The sequence below is a fragment of the Amycolatopsis sp. NPDC051903 genome (assembly GCF_044452505.1).
Taxonomy (GTDB): domain Bacteria; phylum Actinomycetota; class Actinomycetes; order Mycobacteriales; family Pseudonocardiaceae; genus Amycolatopsis.
The window spans coordinates 133,642-151,273 of sequence record NZ_JBITBT010000014.1; the positions used below are offsets into that span (position 1 = coordinate 133,642).

Below are 17,632 nucleotides of genomic sequence, written 5' to 3' on the forward strand. Positions count from 1 at the left end.
TCCGCTCCCGCCCTCGGCGTCTACTGTAGACCTTGCTCAGGGCGCGATGCTCGTCAGCGCGGCCAGGGCCAGCCCCACCGTCCACTCCGGACGCTGCGGCACCGCCGCGAACCGGCGGGACCGGGCGACCGCGTCGATGAGCTCCATCACCGCCAGGCTCGCCGTCTGCGCGGCCGCCTCCTCGACCCCGGGGTTGACGGCGAGCACGGCACCGACCCAGTAGTCCAGGTAGCGCTTGCGGTCGCGGCGCACGGCCTCGCCGAGGTCGTGCGGCACGTGGTGTTCTTCGGTCATCCACACGGCGATCAGGTCGCTCTTCGCCAGCGCCGTGCGCACGTGCGTGGTCACGAGCAGCTCGAGCGCGTCGTGGGCGGTGCCGCCGGACGCCAGCGCGAGGGCGCCGCCCCAGCAGAGTTCGTCGGCGATCTCCTCGACGACCGCGGTGAGCACGGCGGCTTTGCTGGGGAAGTGGCTGTAGATCGAGGGTCCCGCGATGCCGACGCCCGCCGCGATGTCGTCGATGCCCACCGCGTGGTAACCGCGGTCGCGGAACAGCTTCGCCGCTTCGTCGAGGATGGCGCGCCCGCGCGTGTGCTCCGCCGCGGCGCGGGATTCCCGGTCCACCACGCGGATTTCCGGCAGCCGCGCCGGCGGCTCCGGCGCCAGGAGCGTGGCCAGCAGCACGGTTTCCAGCGTTGCCGCGTGGTCGGCCAGCCGCCGCGCCGGCAGCCCCGGCACGCTGTTGAGCAGGCCCAGCGCGGCGCGGATGCGGAACTCCGCCTGGCTCGTGGTCAGTTCCGGGCGCGCGTCCACGAGCACGCGCAGCCACAGGCCGACGCCCTCGACGCGCACGGCCACCAGTTCTTCGCGCACTTCGCTGGTGAGGTAGTGGGCTTCCTGGTGCCACAGGCGCACCACGTCCGGGCGCTCCAGCGCGACTCCGACCACCGAGGTCGCGAGGCGCCGCAGCACGACGTCGGGCGCGCCGCCCTCGGCGATCGCGAGCACCTCGCGGTTGCGCCACGTGAGGACCATCTCGCGGATCGGCTCGGCGAGCAGCGCGCGCTTGTCGGGGAAGTGCTTGTACACGGCGCCGGCCGTGATGCCGACCTGCTCGGCGATGTCCGCCACGGACACACCGCCGTAGCCGCGCTCGCGGAACAACCGCGCGGCGGCGGCGAGCAGCTCGGCGCGGCGGTTCGGGCGCGCCGACGGCGTCGGCTGCCGTTTCGTCCCGCGAACTTCCGCCCGGCCCACCGTGCTCCTCCCCGTGTCGTTCCCACCAGGTTAGCGGGCCCGCGCGGCTGCGGCCCGTGAACCGTGGTCAGGGCCGCTGGTTCTGGAACTGGAACTGCACGCGCACGGATCCGTCGAACGGCACCACGAGCGTCGTGTCGCTCGCCGACCACGTGCGCGACACCAGGAACATGCGGTCCTGTCCGTGCACGAGCAGCCGCAAATTGCGGTAGCGGTAGTGGAAGCTCTGGCCCTCCGACGGGGGCAGCGCGGTTTCCTCGATCCCCGGGCTGCGCAGGAAGAGCCGTTCTTTCGTGTCCACGATCACGCTGGGCAGCTCGTCGAGGTCGCGCGCCTGGGCCATCGCGACGCCGCGGCCGGACCACTGCGCGATCGTCGCCGTCGTCCAGAACAGGCTCACCGCGACGACCACGAGCACCAGTCCCAGCGACACCCGCCGCACGGTCGACGCGGGCGGCGCCCCGGTGTCCAGGCGTCGCAGGACGCGGCAGCCGTAGACGACCAGCACGCCGCCGGCGGCGATGAGCAGCGGGGTGACCAGGGGGTAGGAGAGCCAGTCGCGCAGAACCGCGTACAGCAGCAGCAAAACGACCCCCGCCGCCAGGAGCGTGAGGCCGGCCGCGGTGCCCGCGCGCACCACGGCGCGGATCCGCGCCGTGTTTTCGCCTGCCGCGATGCGCTTCTGCACCGCCGAATGCAGTGCCAGTGCGCCCACGCTCGCGAACGTGAGCACGAGCAGCGGCGTCAGCAGGGGTTGCGGGCTGCGCATCACGTAGTCCCGCGTCGCCAGGCCGATCGTGTCGACGTCGACGCCGAAGTACTCGTACTGCGAACGGGTGGAGACGTAGCCGAAGTAGAACAGCAGCGCCGACACCAGGGTCGCGGGCGCGACGACGGTGCCGGCCGCCCGGATCCAGTGCTCGAGCCGGCCGGGGACCTCTCCCTCGTCGGGCACGGCGCTCAGCCCGAGGTCGTCGACGCGGTGGTGGTTTCGGAAGCCGTCGTCTCGGAGGTCTCCGGCGAAGATCGGGTGGTCGTGGTCGTTGTCGTGGCGCCGAGCGGGTTCGTCAAGGTGAGCGGCTGCTCGGTGAGCTCGCTGCGGAAGAGGTCGCACGCGCTCTGGTCGCCGCCGCACGTGACGGTGCCCCGCATCGCCAGCCAGCCGTCGTCGCCGGGCTTGCGCCAGGTGATCGCGACCGAGCACGCGTTGGCCTGCGACGTGAAGGTGTAGGACGCGCACGGTGGGGCGGAGTCGCACGAACCGCCGGCCGTCGTCACGACGTCGCCGGGACCGGCGTCGACCTGACCCACGACGATGGCGGCGCCCTCGGGGACCGCGCTGTCGAGCAGGCTGACTCCGACGCAGTCGTCTTTGCCCTGTCCGTCGTTGCCGCCGCCGATCGGCAGACCCGCGAGCTGCACTGAGCCGCCCTTGCCGGGCGGCAGCGGCTGTTCGGTTCCCGTGCCCTCGGTGCTCGGGCTCGAGTCCGTGGTCGCCGTGGCCTCAGTGGTCGCCGTGCCGGCGCCGCCGCCGGAAGCCGGCCCGCCCGGGCCCGAGGCGCCGCACGCGGTCGCCAGCGTGAGTAAAGCGGCACCCAGCAAGGCGCCGGTCCGGTGACGTAGTGACATGGCACCCACCTCTCACCCACGGTAAGGCGGGCGGAGCAGGAGAAAACACCACTCGGGACACGGAACGGTCACGAGGTTTCAACCACCGCGGGGTCCGAAGTGGACGGGCGTCACTTCCCGGAAAGGCGCTCCACGAGCGGTGCGAACTCCTCGAGGAACGCGCCGTTGACGCTGAAGTACGACACACCGAGCTCTTCGCGCCGCCGCTCGAGTTCGGCGGCCATGGCGTCGACGTCGCCGCGCAGCACCGTCAGCGAATCCTGTTCGACGAGCGTCTTCACGTCCAGACCGCCCAGGAACCGGCTCAGCCACGGGGGTGCCTCGTCGCCGACCACGAAGAGGTTGAGGGCGAACTCGATGGCGTCGGCGCGCTCGCCCGCCGCGGTGCGGACCTCGTCGACGTAGCCGGCCATCTCCTCGCGCGTGGTCAAGACCCCGCCGGCGAGCGTGACGACGTCCGCCTTGGCCGCCGCCAGCCGGCGCGCCTTGGGCCCGCCGGCGGCGACCATCACCGGGGTGTGCGCGGTGCCGTCGAGGCGCCGGACGTGGTCGATGGTCTCGGACACCTGGTCGAGCCGCTCCGGCCCCGTCCCGTAGGGCAGGCCCAGTTCCTCGGCCTGCTGCTTCATCGTGGGCAGGCCGGTGCCCAGGCCGAGCTCGAACCGGCCGTCGGTGAGCTGGGTGAGGCTGTGGGCTTCCCACGCCGCGGCTCGCGGCGTGCGCAACGGGCTCGCCAGCACGAACGAACCCACGCGCAACGTCGTGGTCGCCGCCGCGGCGACGCCCAGCGCGATCGTCGCCGACGGCAGGTTCAAGTTGTCCGGCGAGAGCAGCGTCGAGTACCCCAGTTCCTCCGCGCGACGGGCCGTCTCGACCCACTTCGCGCCGCCGCCTTCCGCGGCCGCGACCACTCCGAACCGGAACGCCTTCTTCGACATGGCACCACTCCCCAGGTTGACGGTGCCCTCGATACAACCACCGAGCGCCGCACCTGGCCACCGTGTCCTCGCCGGCGCCGGACCGCTTCCCGGGCCGGCGAGGACACGGTGGGTTCAGCCGCGCTGGTACTCCTCCCAGGTCAGCTTGGGGTTCACCACCGGGCCGTCGTCGGGGCCGCGGCCGGCGAGACCGTTGAGACCGAGGTAGTAGTCGCCGGCCTGGTGCTGCGCGCCCGAGGACAGGTCCGGGTCGGAGATCGCGATCGCGTGGATGTGGTAACCCCAGTCGGCCTGCTCCGGCGTGCGGATCCACGCCGCGAACCCGACCTGCCGCAGCGCCTCGGCGACGCTCGTGCGGGTCGCGGCCGACATGCCCGCCACCGAGACGTCGAACGCGCCGCCACCGTCGTGCGTGCCCGCCGACGCGTCGACCCCGCCCGGGTTGTACGAACCCTGGGTGAGGCTCAACTGCCGGCCGAGCAGCCCTTCGGCGGCCACCAGCATCGCCTTCGTGCGCGTGTTGAGCGTGACGCCGTGGTAGGTCACGTGGCTGCCCGGCGTGAGCACCGCTGTCACCGTGTAGCGGCCGGCGCCGAGCTTCTCCAGCGACGTCCGCCCGGGCAGCCCCGACGCGTCGATTCCCGTGTACCCCAAGGATTTCTGGTACTGCGAGTACGCGGTGATCGTCGTGGTGCCGAAGTACCCGTCGACCCACTGCGCGTCGAGCAAACCCTTGTCCCGCAACGCCTGCTCGACCAGCAGCACGCTGTCGTGCGCCCCCGGCGTCTGCGTGCTGTCCGTGCGCCGCGGGTCGATCTGCGCGGCCTTCAGCACGGCCTCCATGTTCGCGGCCGGCAGCTCGGTCGCCGCACCGGCCTGCACCGGTCCGGCGATGCCCAGCGCCGCGGCCACGAGCGCCGTCAGCGCGGCGGCTTTCGCGATCATCCATCCTCCTCGTCCGGGGTCGTTCCGGACGAAGGATCACGGATCGGGATACAAGGGACGTACAAACCCGGCGGTCAGTCGGCGATCAGCCGCCGGGTCCGGGCGGTGTCGCCCTCCTGCTGGCGCCGCACGAGCCAGCTGCCCGGCGCCACGCCGCTGCCGCCGTGCTCGGGGTGGATCAGGTACACCGGCGCCGTGTTCTCGAACGCCGCGATGCCGAGCCCGAGTGGATCGCGCACCGCCGCGGTCCACCGGCACGTGCCGGGATCGGCGACGAGGGTGTGCGGGTTGCGGCCCGCGGCGCCCTGGAGCCCGTCGAGCACGGGGACGGCGGTTCGGCGTTCGAGGTGGTCCAGCACGCTGAGGAGATCCTCGGGCGGCGGGGTGCCGGGCCACGGGTTCGCGACGAACCCGATCTTGTGGTCCAGCTTGCGCCGCAGTGCGGCCAGCGCGTTCGCGATCAGGCCTTCGAGCGTAGGCCCGTGCGCCATCGACAGCGCCGCGTCCGGGGCACGATTTCCCTTGCCGCCGCACGGGAATCGTCGGCCCCGGCTGGTCCGCGAGGGCGTGGCGGACGCTGATCGCCGCTTCGGCCGCGGGCCGGTCGGCTGGTTCGGTCGACAGCGCGTGGCGCAACCACCCGGCTCGCGCCGCTTCGGCGTGTTACCAGCGAAGGGTTTCAGGGTTTTCCCGACGGCGGGCTCTCGGCCCGCTGGGCGCGCTCACCGCGCGAGGACGGTCGGGCCTTTTCCTCCGGCGTGGCTCGATCACGACAGGACGGGTTGCGCGCACGACCGGTTTGCTCAGCACACTTTCTCCCCGAACACGAAGCGGGTCCGGCGGATCGGGTCGTCGACGCCGGGATCCGGGCCCCGGCCGTAGCGGGCGGTGAACTCCGCCACCGGCGAGCTCGTCACCGTCCACCCGGCAGCGCGCAGCGCGCGGGGTGAATCGGGGCGGGGATCGGTGTCGAAGAGCCGGCCGAGGTGCGCGCCGGTCTTGTCCGCCGACGTCTCGAACAGCGCGTGTTCGCGCACCTGGTCGGCTTCCTGTCCCGGCATCATTTCGATCCCGAAGCGGCTGCCGGGTGCCGACAGCGCGTCGAGTACACGAGATGCCGTCCGGGGGTCCGGGTGCGTGCCGAGGGTTCGAACTCGGTCTGCACCGCCGCGGGCAAGCCGCGCCCCGGGTGGGGCGCGCGCCCTCGCCGACGACTCAGGCGAGTGATCGTCGAGCGGTCGGGTGACCGCGCCGAACGGCCGCGATGGTGATCCAGCATCGCACGTTGGCGAAGTGATTTTCCTTTCTTGCCAAGGCATTCGCTGGATTTCGGGGTGCTTGTCCACATCGAAGGTCGGTTGTGGACAACCTTGGCCTTCCGTGCCGGCTCAGCGGATTTTGTCAGTGGGGGCCGATATCCTGGAACGGGGTCAGCCCCCAGGGAGGGCGGGGCTTTGTCTCGGGGCCGGGAGGGGCGGGGAGGGGCGGAAACTCTTGATCGGTGGTGCGCGGGGGCCGGTGGTGGTCCAGACCGGCGTGTGTACGTGGTCTGGTTCGTCCGGTCACTCGGCCGGTGCGGCATCGGCGTCCTGCCGGCGCGGGACAGCGGCGCGGGACAGCGGGTCGGCGGTGGGGGTTGCGATCGCGCGGGTCGTGGCGGCCATGAGCGCGGTGGAGCTGATCCCCGGTGCCAGGTCGGTTTGCGGACCCTTCGCGCCCTCTGCGGTAGCGAATCCGCGGGCACCGGCCGCCGCCGTGTCTGCGGGGAGCGGGACGCGGCAGCGACCGGGGTTGGCGTCACTCCGCCCAGTCGGAGTTCTCGATGACGTCGACGAAGTCGGTGTGCTTGAACCCCGGCACGAAGTGCTCCAGCACGTCGGCGTTCACGGTGCCGAAGGTCGAGTCCGGGCGGTGGGCGAAGCCGTCCTTGAACGCCTGCAGGATCTGCCGCTTGAAGTCCGGGCGCGGGTGGGCGGCGGTGACGGCGTCGAGGTCGGCCCGGGACAGGCGGTCGAGGTGGAGGCCCAGTACGTCGGTTTCCACGCCGGCCGTGGTGGCGGTGATCTCCGGCGCCATCTTGTACGGCACCTCGGGCGTGGTGTGCAGGGCGATGGCGGTCCAGACCACGTCGGCGTCGGCGGTGGACCGGCCGTGCGCGAGCAGGAACTCCTTGGCGTGGTCGGCGCCGTCGAGTTCGAAGCGCTGCTGCTCACCGCGCCACGGCGGGACGAGGCCGGTGTCGTGGAACAGCGCGGCGACGTAGAGCAGTTCCGGGTCGGGGTCGATGCCGAGGGCGCGCGCCTGCAGGCTGCCGAACAGGAACACGCGGCGCGAGTGGTTGAACAGCAGCTCGGTGGACTTCTCGCGGATCAGCGAGGTCACCTCGGCGACGAGTTCGGTGTCCGGCACGGTGATCCCGGCGATCGTCTCGGTCATCACGACTCCCTCTTCGAGAAACTGGGTGGTCCTCGAAGCATGCCGCCGCGACCCCCGGGTCCGCCCCGTCCGCACGGGCCACGAACCCCACCGATAGGGACATCAGCGCCGTGCGACCCGGCGCAGGACGTCGGTGAACGTGGTGCGCTGCTCGTCGGTGAGCTCGCCCAGCACCGCCTCCTCGGTCGCGGCCACCAGCGGCGCGACGCGGCGCAGCACCCGGACGCCGTCGTCGGTGATGCGCAGCAGCTTGCGCCGGCGGTTGGCCGGATCGACGCGCCGCGCGAGGTACCCGCGATCTTCGAGGCGGGCGAGCAGCGGGGTGAGCGTGGCGGGGTCCGTGCCGGTGCTCTCCGCGAGCGCGGCCTGGTCGAGGTCCGGGGACGCGCGCAACGCCCGCAACGCGGCGTACTGCGGCGGAGTCAGCTCCCGGACGGTGTCCTGCCAGACCGCCGTGTAGCTGCGCAACGCGTGCCGCAGCAGGTACAGCGGCGCCTCGCCCAGCGGCCGCTCGGGGGCTTCGGCGTCCGCGTGCCGATCGGTGTCCATGGTGTGTCGGCCTCCCGCGTTCCCGGCCACCCGAGGCCACCGCCGGATCGCGGTGGCCGTGCTCAAGGCTGCCTCATGCCGCGGGGGAGTACGCGGCGACCACCGCCGGTTCGGCGTGGCGCGGTGCCGCCACGAGCGTCAGGTCGGCCGTCGCGGTGGTGTCCGCCGCGACGGTCAGCGCGCGCGTCGCCGGCTGGCACCCGTCGGCGACGGCGGTCAGCGTCACCTCGCCGGGGGTGAGGCCGGCCAGGTGGAACCGGCCGCGCGAATCGGTTTCGGCGCGGGCCGTGACGGCGCCGAGCGGGTCCGTCACCACGACGACCGCCGGGGCGTTCACGCGGCCCGCGAGGCCGCCGACGGGCTGCGGCACGGTGCGCGGCGCGCGGCCGCGCTCCCGCACGTGGATCAGCAGGGTGGCACCGAGCGACCACGCGACGAGCGTGAGGACCGGCACCAGCAGGTGCGCGCCGTGGAAGTAGTTCAGATCCGCGAGCGCGCGCACCGCCGCACCCGGCGGCAGCACGGCCGACACCCACCGCGCCGGTTCGGGCAGCAGGTTCACGCCCAGCACTCCACCGCTCGTCGAGTTGCCGACGGTGATCAGCAGCAGCGTCGACATCGGGATGCCGATCGCGCCGAACCACGTGCCCAGCGCTTTCGTTGCGAGCGCCGTCGACGCGGACAGCAGGCCCAGCGTCAGCGCCAGCGGCACGAACGGCGCGGGCAGCGCGCCGAACACCGGCCCGGCCAGTGTCGCCGCGACGATGCCCGACAGCACCGCGAAGCCCGCGAGCGCCGTCAGGCGGTGGCTCAGCCGGATCCGCCGCGCGGCCGCCAGCAGGTTCTGCGCCAGCGCGAACGAAGCCAGCGTCACGCCGAACGCCACGTAGAAGCCCGACATGCCCTTGCTGTCGAACACCGACAGCGGCAGCACGTCCGTGATCACCAGGCGCTGCCCGGTGTGCTGCGCGAACGCGGTCACCAGCTTTTCGGCCGCCGACACCGTCGTCGCGCCGCTCGCACCGGCCACGTCCAGCTGCAGGTGCCCGGCCTGGCTCGTCAGGGTCGCGACGGCGTCGCCGTGGTGCAGCAGCGCGTCGCCGGCCGCCCGGTCGGTCACCGGCACGACGTCGACGGCCTGCCCGGCCGCTCCCGCCAGCCCGCTCCGCACCTGCCCGCCGGCCACCGCCACGGGCACCCGGTAGGGCTGCGGGCTGCGCTGGAACCCCACGTAGAGCCCGATGAACACCAGCACCAGCAGCAGCGAAATCCCCAGCGGCTGCCACCACCAGCGGTGCCGGGCGATCGTGGTCATCTTCATGTTTCTTACAACTATTCGTGCACGAATAGTATTCCGCGCGGTGGTCCCGGTGACGACGTTCACAGGTCTTCCCGTAGTGAAAACTACCATGTATGGTCTGCTGTCATGAACACTACAAAGAGGTGTCCACAGTGGATCCGGTGAGCGTCACCGACTACCACACCGCGGGAGAACCCTTCCGCATCGTCACGGCCGGGGCCCCGGAGATCCCCGGCGCGACCGTGCTCGAGCGGCGCGAGTCGGCCCGTTCGACGCCGGGCATCGACGCGGTGCGCGAGCTGCTCGTGAACGAACCGCGCGGCCACGCGGCGATGTACGGGTGTTTCCTCGTGCCACCGGAAACTCCGGGCTCGCTCTTCGGTGTGCTGTTCTGGCACCGCGAGGGCTACTCGACCGCCTGCGGTCACGGCACGATCGCCCTCGGCGCGTGGGCGGTGCGCACCGGCCGCGTCGAGGCCGTGCGCGACGGCGTGACCGAAGTGCCGATGGACGTGCCCTCGGGTCGCGTCGTCGCCGCGGTGACGACCGAAGGCGGCGAGGTGCGGACGGTGGCCTTCCGCAACGTCGATGCGTTCGTGGTCGGCCGCGACGTCGAGGTGGCCACGAAACTCGGGCCGGTCAAGGTGGATCTCGCGTACGGCGGCGCGATCTACGCCTGTGTCCCGGCTTCTTCGGTCGGGCTGGCCGTGGTGCCCGAGCACCACACCGACCTCGTCGCGGCCGGGCGCGAGATCAAGGCCGCGCTGAGCGGCACCGAATGGGCGCGCCACGCCGACAGCCGGCTCAGCGGCGTCTACGGCGTCATCTTCCACGACGACCTCGGCGACACCGGGCCCGGCCCGCGCCAGCGCAACGTGACCGTCTTCGCCGACGGTCAGGTCGACCGTTCCCCTTGCGGCTCCGGCACTTCCGCGCGCCTGGCGCTGCTCGCCGCCGAGGGCCGGCTGCGCGAGGGCGACGTCCTCACCCACGATTCGATCATCGGCACGACCTTCACCGGCCGCATCCTCGCGACGCGCGAGAACGGCAGTGTCGTGACGGAGATCGAAGGCACCGCACACCGCACGGGCGAGAGCGTGTTCAGCCTCGACCCGCACGACGAACTGGGAACGGGGTTCACCCTGCGATGACGAAACTGGCCATCATCGGCGGCGGCAACATGGGCGAAGCGCTGCTCGCCGGCATGCTCGCCGGACCGGATCCGACGTTCACGGCGGCCGACGTCGTCGTGGTCGAACTCGCCGAGGAGCGCGCCGCGTACTTGCGCGAGCGCTACGGCGTCGCCACGGCCGAGGCGGGCCCGGCGATCCGCTCGGCGGGCACTGTGCTGCTGACCGTCAAGCCGTACCACGTCGACGACCTGTTCACGGCCGTCGCCGACGACGTGAACGACGAGCAGCTGTTCGTCTCCGCCGTCGGCGGGGTGCGCATCGCCCGGCTCGAGGCGCTGCTGCCCGGCAAGCCGGCCGTGGTGCGCTGCATGCCGAACACGCCGGTGTCGGTCGGCCGTGGTCTCGTCGCGATCAGCGCGGGCACGTACGCGGGCGACGCCGAACTCGACCGCGCGCAGGCGATGTTCGACCCCGTCGGCAAGGTGGTGCGGGTGGAGGAGAGCCGGATGGACGCGATCACCGCGCTGTCCGGAAGCGGTCCCGCGTACTACTTCTTCCTCACCGAAGCGCTCATCGAAGCCGGGATCCTGCTGGGCCTGCCGCGGCCGCTCGCCGAAGAGCTCGTGAAGACGAACGCGGCCGGCGCCGCCGAGATGCTGCAGCAGCCCGGCGCCGATCCGGTGCGGATGCGCGCGGCCGTGACGAGCCCGGGCGGCGCGACCATCGCGGCGATCCGGCAGTTCGAGGAGCGCGGCGTGCGCGCGGCCGTGATGACGGCCATCGAGGCCGCACGGGACCGGGCGAGCGAAATGGGCCGTTAGGGCCGGCCGGGCCGCCGCGGGCGCAGGTCCCGCGGCGCGAGGGCGGTGCGCAGGGCCGCGAGCAGGTCCGTCCGCTGCGAGACGGCCTCGGGGTCCTTGCGCGCCAGCCCGGCCAGCAGGCAGTCGACGACGAGCGACGCGCCGAGCCCGTCGTGGGACAGGCCGCTGAGCGACTGCACGGCGGTGAGCGTCACGTCGACCCGGCCGGCGAGCGCGGGCCGCACCGAGTTGGTGATCAGCAGCACGCGCGCGCCGACCTCGCGGGCGTGCTCGACGAGCGTCTTGATGTCGTGCAGCACGCGGTCGGGCGCGTTCAGCACCACGAGGTCGCCCGCCGTGAGCCGCACGAGGTCGTCGGCGAGCCGGAACCCGGTGGCCGACGTGCTCCACGCGCGCCGGCCGAGCCGGTGCAGCCGGGTCACGAGGTAGCGCATCGGCAGCTCGGACGGGCCGAGGCCGTACCCGAGCACCTCTTCGGCGCCGTCGAGCAGGTCCACGGCGGCGGTGAACTCGGGCGTGGCCAGCAGCCGGCGGGTTTCGGTGAGCCGCTCGACCGACTCGGTGAGGACCTGGTCGAGCAGCGCGGCCGGATCGCCGCCGGTCTGCTCGATGCGCTCCCGCAGCCGCGTCGCGGGGTTGGTGTCGCCGACGACGTGCTTGCCGACCTCGCGCTTGAGCTCGGGCAGGCCGGAGTAGCCGAGCGCTTTCACCGCGCGCACCACGGTCGCGTCGCTCGTGCCGCTGAGCGCGCCGAGGTCGCCGGCGGTGGAGAGCAGGATCGCCTGCTGGTGGCGCGTCAGGTAGTCCGCCACCCGCTGCTCGGCGGGGGACAGCTCGGCGAACCGCTCCGCCACGCGGGCGCTGAGCGGATCGGCCTTCTCGTCACGGGCGGTCACGCCCCGAGCCTACCCAGCGCCGGTCCCGCTCCCGCCGCGCAGGCGGACAGTGCACAGTGGACGGTGCCGGGCTGAATTTTCAGGGCCGCGCCACCCGGCTCAGGCGAGTGGCCGGTCGGTCAGCGCCGCTCGCACAGCGCGCTCGACGAGGATCGGCACGAACGCCTGGATCGGCGCCTCGCGGAACCGCGCGCGCTCGCGTTCCACGAGTTCGTGCACCGACACCGCCCCCGCGGCCGCGAAGTCACTGCCGAGCCGGGCCTCCAGGTGCACGTAGTGGGGGTCGGCCTGCTCCGGCGCCGCGGCTTCGAGGGCGTGCGTGCTCATGGCGCCTCCTGCTGTCACCCGATGGAGGTTTCATTGCAGTACAACCAGGTGAACCAGAGGTGAACGGTGACCGTCGTCACGGTGTCGGCGACGGCAGGCCCAGCAGCGTGTCGAGCTGCTCCGCGGTGAGCAGGCCGTCCTCGACGACGAGCTCGTGGATCGACCGGCCGGTGGCCGACGCCCGCTTCGCCAGCGCGCTCGCCGCTTCGTAGCCGATCACCGGGTTCAGCGCGGTCACGAGCCCGATCGACTCGAAGACCCGGCGGCGCAGCTGCTCGGTGTTGGCGGTGATCCCGGTGACGCAGCGGCGGGCGAGCGTGCGGGCGCCGGTGCGCAGGTGGCGCAGGGACTTCAGCAGCGAGTGCGCGATGATCGGCTCGAACGCGTTGAGCTGCAGCTGCCCGGCCTCGGCCGCCAGCGTCACGGTGGTGTCGTTGCCGATCACCTCGAACGCGATCTGGTTGACGACCTCGGGGATCACCGGGTTGACCTTGCCCGGCATGATGCTCGACCCGGCCTGCACCTTCGGCAGCCGGATCTCGTTCAGCCCGGCCTGCGGCCCCGACGAGAGCAGCCGCAAGTCGTTGCAGGTCTTGGAAAGCTTCACCGCGACGCGCTTGAGCACACCCGACAGCTGCACGAACACCCCGGCGTCCGCCGTCGCCTCCACGAGGTCGCCGGCGGTCACGAGCGGCAGCCCGGTCAGCCGGGCGAGGTGCGCGCACGCGAGGCGCGCGTAGTCGGGGTGCGCGTTGAGGCCCGTGCCGATCGCGGTGCCGCCGAGGTTGATCTCGGTGAGCAGCGTGAGCGCTTCGGCCAGCCGCTGCTCGTCTTCGCCCAGCGTCACGGCGAACGCGGTGAACTCCTGGCCGAGCGTCATCGGCACGGCGTCCTGCAGCTGCGTGCGCCCGATCTTCACCACGCCGGCGAACTCGCGGCCTTTGGCGTGCAGCGCGGCGCGCAGTTCGGCCATCGCGCCGAGCAGCTCGGTGGCGGCCGCGTGCACCGCGAGCTTGACCGCGGTGGGGTAGACGTCGTTGGTCGACTGGCCGAGGTTCACGTCGTCGATCGGGTGCAGGTGCGCGTAGTCCCCGCGCGGCCGGCCGAGCAGCTCCAGCGCGCGGTTGGCCACGACCTCGTTGACGTTCATGTTCGACGACGTGCCGGCACCGCCCTGGATCACGTCGACGGGGAACTCCTCGTGCAGCCGGCCGGCCTCGATCTCCTCGCACGCGGCGACGATCACCTCCGTTTTGCCCGCGGGCAGCAGGCCGACGTCGTGGTTGGCCAGCGCGGCCGCGTGCTTCACGCGGGCGAGCGCGACCACGAGCTCCGGGTGGGTGGCCAGCGGCCGGCCGCTGATGGGGAAGTTGGCCGTGGCGCGGCGGGTGTGCACGCCGTAGTACGCCTCGGCCGGCACGGCGAGCTCGCCGATCAGGTCGCGTTCGGTGCGGGTGGTGGTCATCGGGTGCTCCCGGGGAAGAGCCCGCCGCGGTCGGCGGTGACGTGCCCGGCGACGACGGTCGCGACGGGCCGGTGGGTGAAGGTCAGGCCTTCGAACGGCGTGTTGTGCGAGCGGCCGGCGGTGTCGGCCGGGTCGACCGTCCAGCGCGCCCGCGGGTGGACGAGCGTGAACGTCGCGGGTTCGCCGGCGGCGAGCGGGCGGCCCGCGACGCCGGCGATGCCGCCGATCCGCGCGGGCGCGTGGGCCATGCGCTCGGCCACGAGGGCCCAGTCCGCGCCGAGCACTTCCGCGACGACCGCGAGCGCCGTCTCCAGCCCGGTCATGCCGAACGGCGCGCCGCACCAGTCGGCGGCCTTCGCCGCGGCGGGGTGCGGGGCGTGGTCGGTGGCGACGGCGTCGATCGTGCCGTCGCGCAACGCTTCCCGCAGCGCGGCCACGTCCTGCGCCGAACGCAGCGGCGGGTTGACCTTGTAACGGGTCTGCTCGGTCGCGGCTTCGGTGTCGGTGAGCAGCAGGTGGTGCGGGGTCACCTCGGCCGTCACCGGCCAGCCCTGCGCCTTGGCCCAGCGCACGAGGGCGACCGTGCGGGCCGTGGACACGTGGCACACGTGCAGCGCGGCGCCGGCGTCGGCCGCCAGCACCACGTCGCGCGCGACGATCGTTTCCTCACCTGTCGAGGGCCACGGCGGCAGGCCGGTTTGCTCGGCGGCGGGACCCGCGTTGATCTGGCCGGCGCCGGCGAGCCGGCCGCACTGCGCGTGCTGCGCGATGACGGTGCCGGTGCGCGCGGCGACGGCGAGCGCCTCGCGCACGAGCACGGGGTCGTCGACGCAGCGGCCGTCGTCGGAGAACATCCGGGCGCCCGCCTCGGCCATGGCCGCCAGCGGCGCGAGCCGTTGTCCCGCAAGGCCTTCGGTGATCGCGCCGACCGCGTGCACGCGAGCCGACGCGGTGCGCTCGGCGAGGCCGAGCACGTGCGCGACCCGCTCGGGGGAGTCGGTGACGGGTGAGCAGTTGGCCATGGCGAACACGTCGGAGTAGCCGCCGGCCGCCGCGGCGGCGGTCCCCGTCGCGATGGTCTCGGCTTCCTCGCCGCCCGGCTCGCGCAGGTGCGTGTGCAGGTCGACGAAGGCGGGCAGCAGCACGAGTCCCTCGCCGTCGACGCGATCCGGCGCCGGTGTGGTGCCGGCGGGCCGGAGCTCGGCGATCCGGCCGTCGTGCACGACGACGTCCACGGGGTCGCCGCCGAGCGGCGCGACCCCCGACAGGACCACGTTCCCGAGCGCCGTCATCGCGCGCTCTCGAGCCGGAAGACGGGGCCGTCCTTGCAGATGAGCGGCGACTCCTCGGGGCCGCTGCGCGTGCCGGTGGCGCAGCCGTGGCAGTAGCCCAGCCCGCACGCCATGTGCGCCTCGAGCGACACCTGCACTTCGGCGCCCCAGCGGTCGGCCAGCTCGCGGCACAGCCAGGCCAGCCGGTCGGACCCGCACGTCAGGATCCGCCGCGGCGGTGCCGCGTCCAAAGTGGACGTCAGGAGCCCGCGCAGGTGCTCGACGCCGCTGGTGCCTTCGGCGTCGGTCACGGTGAGCACCCGCTCGGCGCCGCAGTCGCGGTAGAACTGCGCGCCGATCAGGGCTTCCGGCGTGCGCCCGCTGGCGACCGCGACCAGTGCCGTGGCGCTGCCGGCGAGGTCCTGCGCCACGGTCGTGAGCGAGCACGTGCCGATGCCACGCCCGACGAGCAGCACGCGCCCGGTGTCCGCCGGCACGGCGAACCCGCGCCCGAGCGGGCCGACCACGAGCATCGGCTCACCCGCGGCGAACGTGGTGAGTTTGCGCGTGCCGTCGCCGACCACGCCGTAGACGACCTCGATCGTGCCCGCTTCGGCGTCGCGCCGGTAGATCGCCATGGGCCGCGGCAGCACGGGGCCGCGTTCGCCGCGGCGCGCGGCGGTGAGCATGACGAACTGGCCGGCGGCCGCGGTGCGGGCGATGGTCGGGGCGTGCAGCCGCAGGTACTGGTAGCGGTCGGCTTCCGGGCGGTGCTCCAGCACCTCGGCGTGGTGCCACGTCGGGGCCGGCTGGTCCGCGCCGGTCGCGGGCAGCGGCGTCACGTGGTCGCGCACGGCGCGCAGTGCGGTGGTCATGCGTCCTCCGAACCGGGCACGGGGAAAGCGCTGTCAAGAGCGAGCAGGCTGTGGGCGAGCACTTCGGTGCCGCGCGCGAGGTCGGCGACGTCGGTCCATTCGTCGGGGCTGTGGCTCATCCCGTCGCGGCTCGGCACGAAGATCATGCCGGTCGGCGTGATGTGGTTGACCATTTGCGCGTCGTGGCTCGCGCCGCTGGGCAGGACCCGCTGCGCGTAGCCGAGTTCGGCGCACGTGGCGGCGACGACGTCGGTGATCTGGCGCGGCAGCAGCACGGGGGAGGCGTCGGCCAGCGCGTGGGCGCTGAACCCGACTCCGCGGCGTGCGGCGATGGCGCCGGCGCGTTCGACGATCTCCGCGGAGGTGAGGCGCTGGCGGTCGCCGTCGACGTCGCGGACGTCGACGTGCAATTGCGCCCGCCCGGCGATCGTGGTGATGGAGCCGGGCGCCGAGTCGAGCCGGCCGACGGTCGCCCGCGTGCCGTGGTGGCGGCTGTCGGTGGCGATCGACTCGACGAGCAGCACGATCTCCGCGGCCGCTGCGAGCGTGTCGGCGCGCTGGTGCATCGGGGTGCCGCCGGTGTGCGAGGCGCGGCCGGTGAGGTCGAGCCGGAAGCGGGTGCTGCCGGAGATGAGGTCGACGACGCCGAGCGGGAGACCGGTCGACTCGAGCACACTGCCCTGTTCGATGTGCAGCTCCAGGAACGCCGCCCAGTCCGCCGGCTGCCAGCGCGCGCTCGCCGCGCCCGCGGGGTCGAGCCCGACCGAGCGCATCGCCTCGGCCAGGGTCACGCCGTCGGCGTCGGCTTTCGCGTCGAGATCGGCCGCGGTGGTGAGGCCGGCCGCGAGGCGGCTGCCGGTGCAGGCCTGCCCGAACCGCGCGCCCTCTTCGGCGGCGAACACGACGAACCGCACGGGGTGGGCCGGGCGCACGTCGTGCTCGGTGTAGAGCCGCGCGGTCTCCATCGCGGCGACCACGCCGGCGATGCCGTCGAACGCGCCGGCGTTCGGCACGCTGTCCAGGTGCGAACCCGTGCCGAGCGCGGGCGCACCCGGTGCGGTGCCGGGGAGCTCGGCGATCGTGTTGCCCGCGGCGTCCGTGTGCACGGTCAGGCCCAGCGCCGTGACGTGGTCGGCGAAGCGCGCGTGCGCCCGCCGCTCCAGCGGGGTGTGCGCGAGCCGGGTCACGCCCGGGCCGGAGTCCGGTTCGGACAGTGCCGCGAACTCGTCCAGCCACTGCGCGAGCCGGGTTTCGTCGGCGCGCAACCGGAAGTCCACAGTGGACGTGGTCATCGGAGCGCCTCCGGCGGTTCGGCCAGGAGGGCGACGGCCGGCGGGCCGGTCACGTCGGTGAGCGCGGGCGTGGTGAGGACGGCCGCCACCGCGGTGACCTCGGCGTGCGCGGTCGCGGCCAGGTTCAGCAGCGTGCGCAGCCGGGCGGGCTGCCACGCGGTGCCCAGCAGGGCCACGCGCGTGCCGGCCGTGACGGGCGGGTAGAAGCCGACCACGCCTTCGAGTTCGGACACGCGGGTCACCACGGCGCCGAGGCGGCGGGCGACCACGTGGGCGAGCACGGCGTCGTCGGCGCCGTGCCACACCGCGACCTGGTCCACCGGGTGCGCGGCGAGCAGTTCGGCCACCGCGGTGCCGACGAGCTCGGTCGCGGCGGGGTCGAGGTGGGTGTTGAGCGTGGGTCCGTAGGTGTCGGGGCTGACGCCGAGCTTGCGCACGGCCGCGCCCGCGTCCTGCACGGGAGTCGTCATGACGGGTTCTCCGAAGTGGGGGAAGGGA

The 17,632-nt window shown here is 73.2% G+C and carries 19 protein-coding genes; 2 read left to right on the forward strand and 17 right to left on the reverse strand.

Going from position 1 to position 17,632, the window contains the following annotated elements; translation table 11 throughout:
* Nucleotides 1–36: 36 nt before the first annotated feature.
* From ACIA77_RS27235 to ACIA77_RS27280, 10 genes are all read right to left on the reverse strand, one after another.
* The gene (locus ACIA77_RS27235; RefSeq protein WP_395888816.1) at nt 37–1,257 is read right to left on the reverse strand and encodes a TetR/AcrR family transcriptional regulator; all 1,221 of its coding nucleotides are present in this window, start codon (nt 1,255–1,257) and stop codon (nt 37–39) included.
* 67 nt (nt 1,258–1,324) lie between these two features.
* Entirely contained in the window at nt 1,325–2,212 is an 888-nt protein-coding gene (locus ACIA77_RS27240) for a hypothetical protein (RefSeq protein ID WP_395888817.1), read from the reverse strand.
* A gap of 5 nt (nt 2,213–2,217) precedes the next feature.
* Nucleotides 2,218–2,886: a hypothetical protein gene (locus ACIA77_RS27245; RefSeq protein ID WP_395888818.1), complete on the reverse strand. Its 669-nt coding sequence runs from the start codon at nt 2,884–2,886 to the stop codon at nt 2,218–2,220.
* A 110-nt stretch (nt 2,887–2,996) separates the two neighbouring features.
* Entirely contained in the window at nt 2,997–3,824 is an 828-nt protein-coding gene (locus tag ACIA77_RS27250; protein WP_395888819.1) for an LLM class flavin-dependent oxidoreductase, read from the reverse strand.
* Between the two features lie 114 nt (nt 3,825–3,938).
* Complete coding sequence (locus ACIA77_RS27255; protein WP_395888820.1) at nt 3,939–4,769, reverse strand: peptidoglycan-binding protein; 831 nt, start codon at nt 4,767–4,769, stop codon at nt 3,939–3,941.
* A gap of 74 nt (nt 4,770–4,843) precedes the next feature.
* Complete coding sequence (locus tag ACIA77_RS27260) at nt 4,844–5,260, reverse strand: hypothetical protein (protein WP_395888821.1); 417 nt, start codon at nt 5,258–5,260, stop codon at nt 4,844–4,846.
* Between the two features lie 312 nt (nt 5,261–5,572).
* Entirely contained in the window at nt 5,573–5,830 is a 258-nt protein-coding gene (locus ACIA77_RS27265; RefSeq protein WP_395888822.1) for a hypothetical protein, read from the reverse strand.
* 736 nt (nt 5,831–6,566) lie between these two features.
* Nucleotides 6,567–7,205 carry an HD domain-containing protein gene (locus ACIA77_RS27270; RefSeq protein WP_395888823.1) on the reverse strand — a complete coding sequence of 213 codons (639 nt, stop codon included), beginning with the start codon at nt 7,203–7,205 and terminating at the stop codon, nt 6,567–6,569.
* Nucleotides 7,206–7,307: 102 nt separating this feature from the next.
* Nucleotides 7,308–7,754, reverse strand: a complete 447-nt coding sequence (locus ACIA77_RS27275; protein WP_395888824.1) for a MarR family winged helix-turn-helix transcriptional regulator — start codon at nt 7,752–7,754, stop codon at nt 7,308–7,310.
* A 73-nt stretch (nt 7,755–7,827) separates the two neighbouring features.
* Complete coding sequence (locus ACIA77_RS27280; protein ID WP_395888825.1) at nt 7,828–9,069, reverse strand: carboxypeptidase-like regulatory domain-containing protein; 1,242 nt, start codon at nt 9,067–9,069, stop codon at nt 7,828–7,830.
* Nucleotides 9,070–9,215: 146 nt separating this feature from the next.
* On the opposite strand from ACIA77_RS27280, the gene ACIA77_RS27285 reads away from it, so the two are divergent.
* Together ACIA77_RS27285 and proC are read left to right on the forward strand one after the other, a co-directional pair.
* Nucleotides 9,216–10,205, forward strand: a complete 990-nt coding sequence (locus tag ACIA77_RS27285) for a proline racemase family protein (protein ID WP_395888826.1) — start codon at nt 9,216–9,218, stop codon at nt 10,203–10,205.
* Nucleotides 10,202–11,008 carry a pyrroline-5-carboxylate reductase gene (proC, locus tag ACIA77_RS27290; RefSeq protein ID WP_395888827.1) on the forward strand — a complete coding sequence of 269 codons (807 nt, stop codon included), beginning with the start codon at nt 10,202–10,204 and terminating at the stop codon, nt 11,006–11,008. Before ACIA77_RS27285 ends, proC begins: the two co-directional genes overlap by 4 nt.
* Here the strand turns inward: proC and ACIA77_RS27295 are convergent.
* The 7 genes from ACIA77_RS27295 to ACIA77_RS27325 all read right to left on the reverse strand — a co-directional run bounded on the left by ACIA77_RS27295 (nt 11,005) and on the right by ACIA77_RS27325 (nt 17,604).
* A complete protein-coding gene (locus tag ACIA77_RS27295; RefSeq protein ID WP_395888828.1) occupies nt 11,005–11,904 on the reverse strand; it encodes a MurR/RpiR family transcriptional regulator in 900 nt (299 codons plus the stop codon). The two genes, proC and ACIA77_RS27295, sit on opposite strands and share 4 nt — an antisense overlap.
* Nucleotides 11,905–12,003: 99 nt before the next feature.
* On the reverse strand, nt 12,004–12,231 hold the full coding sequence (locus ACIA77_RS27300) for a three-helix bundle dimerization domain-containing protein (RefSeq protein WP_395888829.1): 228 nt from the start codon (nt 12,229–12,231) through the stop codon (nt 12,004–12,006).
* Nucleotides 12,232–12,307: 76 nt separating this feature from the next.
* The gene (locus ACIA77_RS27305; protein WP_395888830.1) at nt 12,308–13,696 is read right to left on the reverse strand and encodes an aspartate ammonia-lyase; all 1,389 of its coding nucleotides are present in this window, start codon (nt 13,694–13,696) and stop codon (nt 12,308–12,310) included.
* Nucleotides 13,693–14,988, reverse strand: coding sequence for a dihydroorotase (locus tag ACIA77_RS27310; RefSeq protein ID WP_395888831.1), 1,296 nt, complete (start codon nt 14,986–14,988; stop codon nt 13,693–13,695). The genes ACIA77_RS27305 and ACIA77_RS27310 overlap by 4 nt, the downstream gene beginning before the upstream one ends.
* Nucleotides 14,985–15,842 (reverse strand): dihydroorotate oxidase electron transfer subunit, encoded by an 858-nt coding sequence (locus tag ACIA77_RS27315; RefSeq protein WP_395888832.1) that lies wholly within the window; start codon nt 15,840–15,842, stop codon nt 14,985–14,987. Before ACIA77_RS27315 ends, ACIA77_RS27310 begins: the two co-directional genes overlap by 4 nt.
* Nucleotides 15,839–17,134, reverse strand: a complete 1,296-nt coding sequence (locus tag ACIA77_RS27320; protein WP_395888833.1) for a Zn-dependent hydrolase — start codon at nt 17,132–17,134, stop codon at nt 15,839–15,841. Before ACIA77_RS27320 ends, ACIA77_RS27315 begins: the two co-directional genes overlap by 4 nt.
* Nucleotides 17,131–17,604, reverse strand: coding sequence for a hypothetical protein (locus tag ACIA77_RS27325; protein WP_395888834.1), 474 nt, complete (start codon nt 17,602–17,604; stop codon nt 17,131–17,133). Before ACIA77_RS27325 ends, ACIA77_RS27320 begins: the two co-directional genes overlap by 4 nt.
* Nucleotides 17,605–17,632 lie beyond the last annotated feature (28 nt).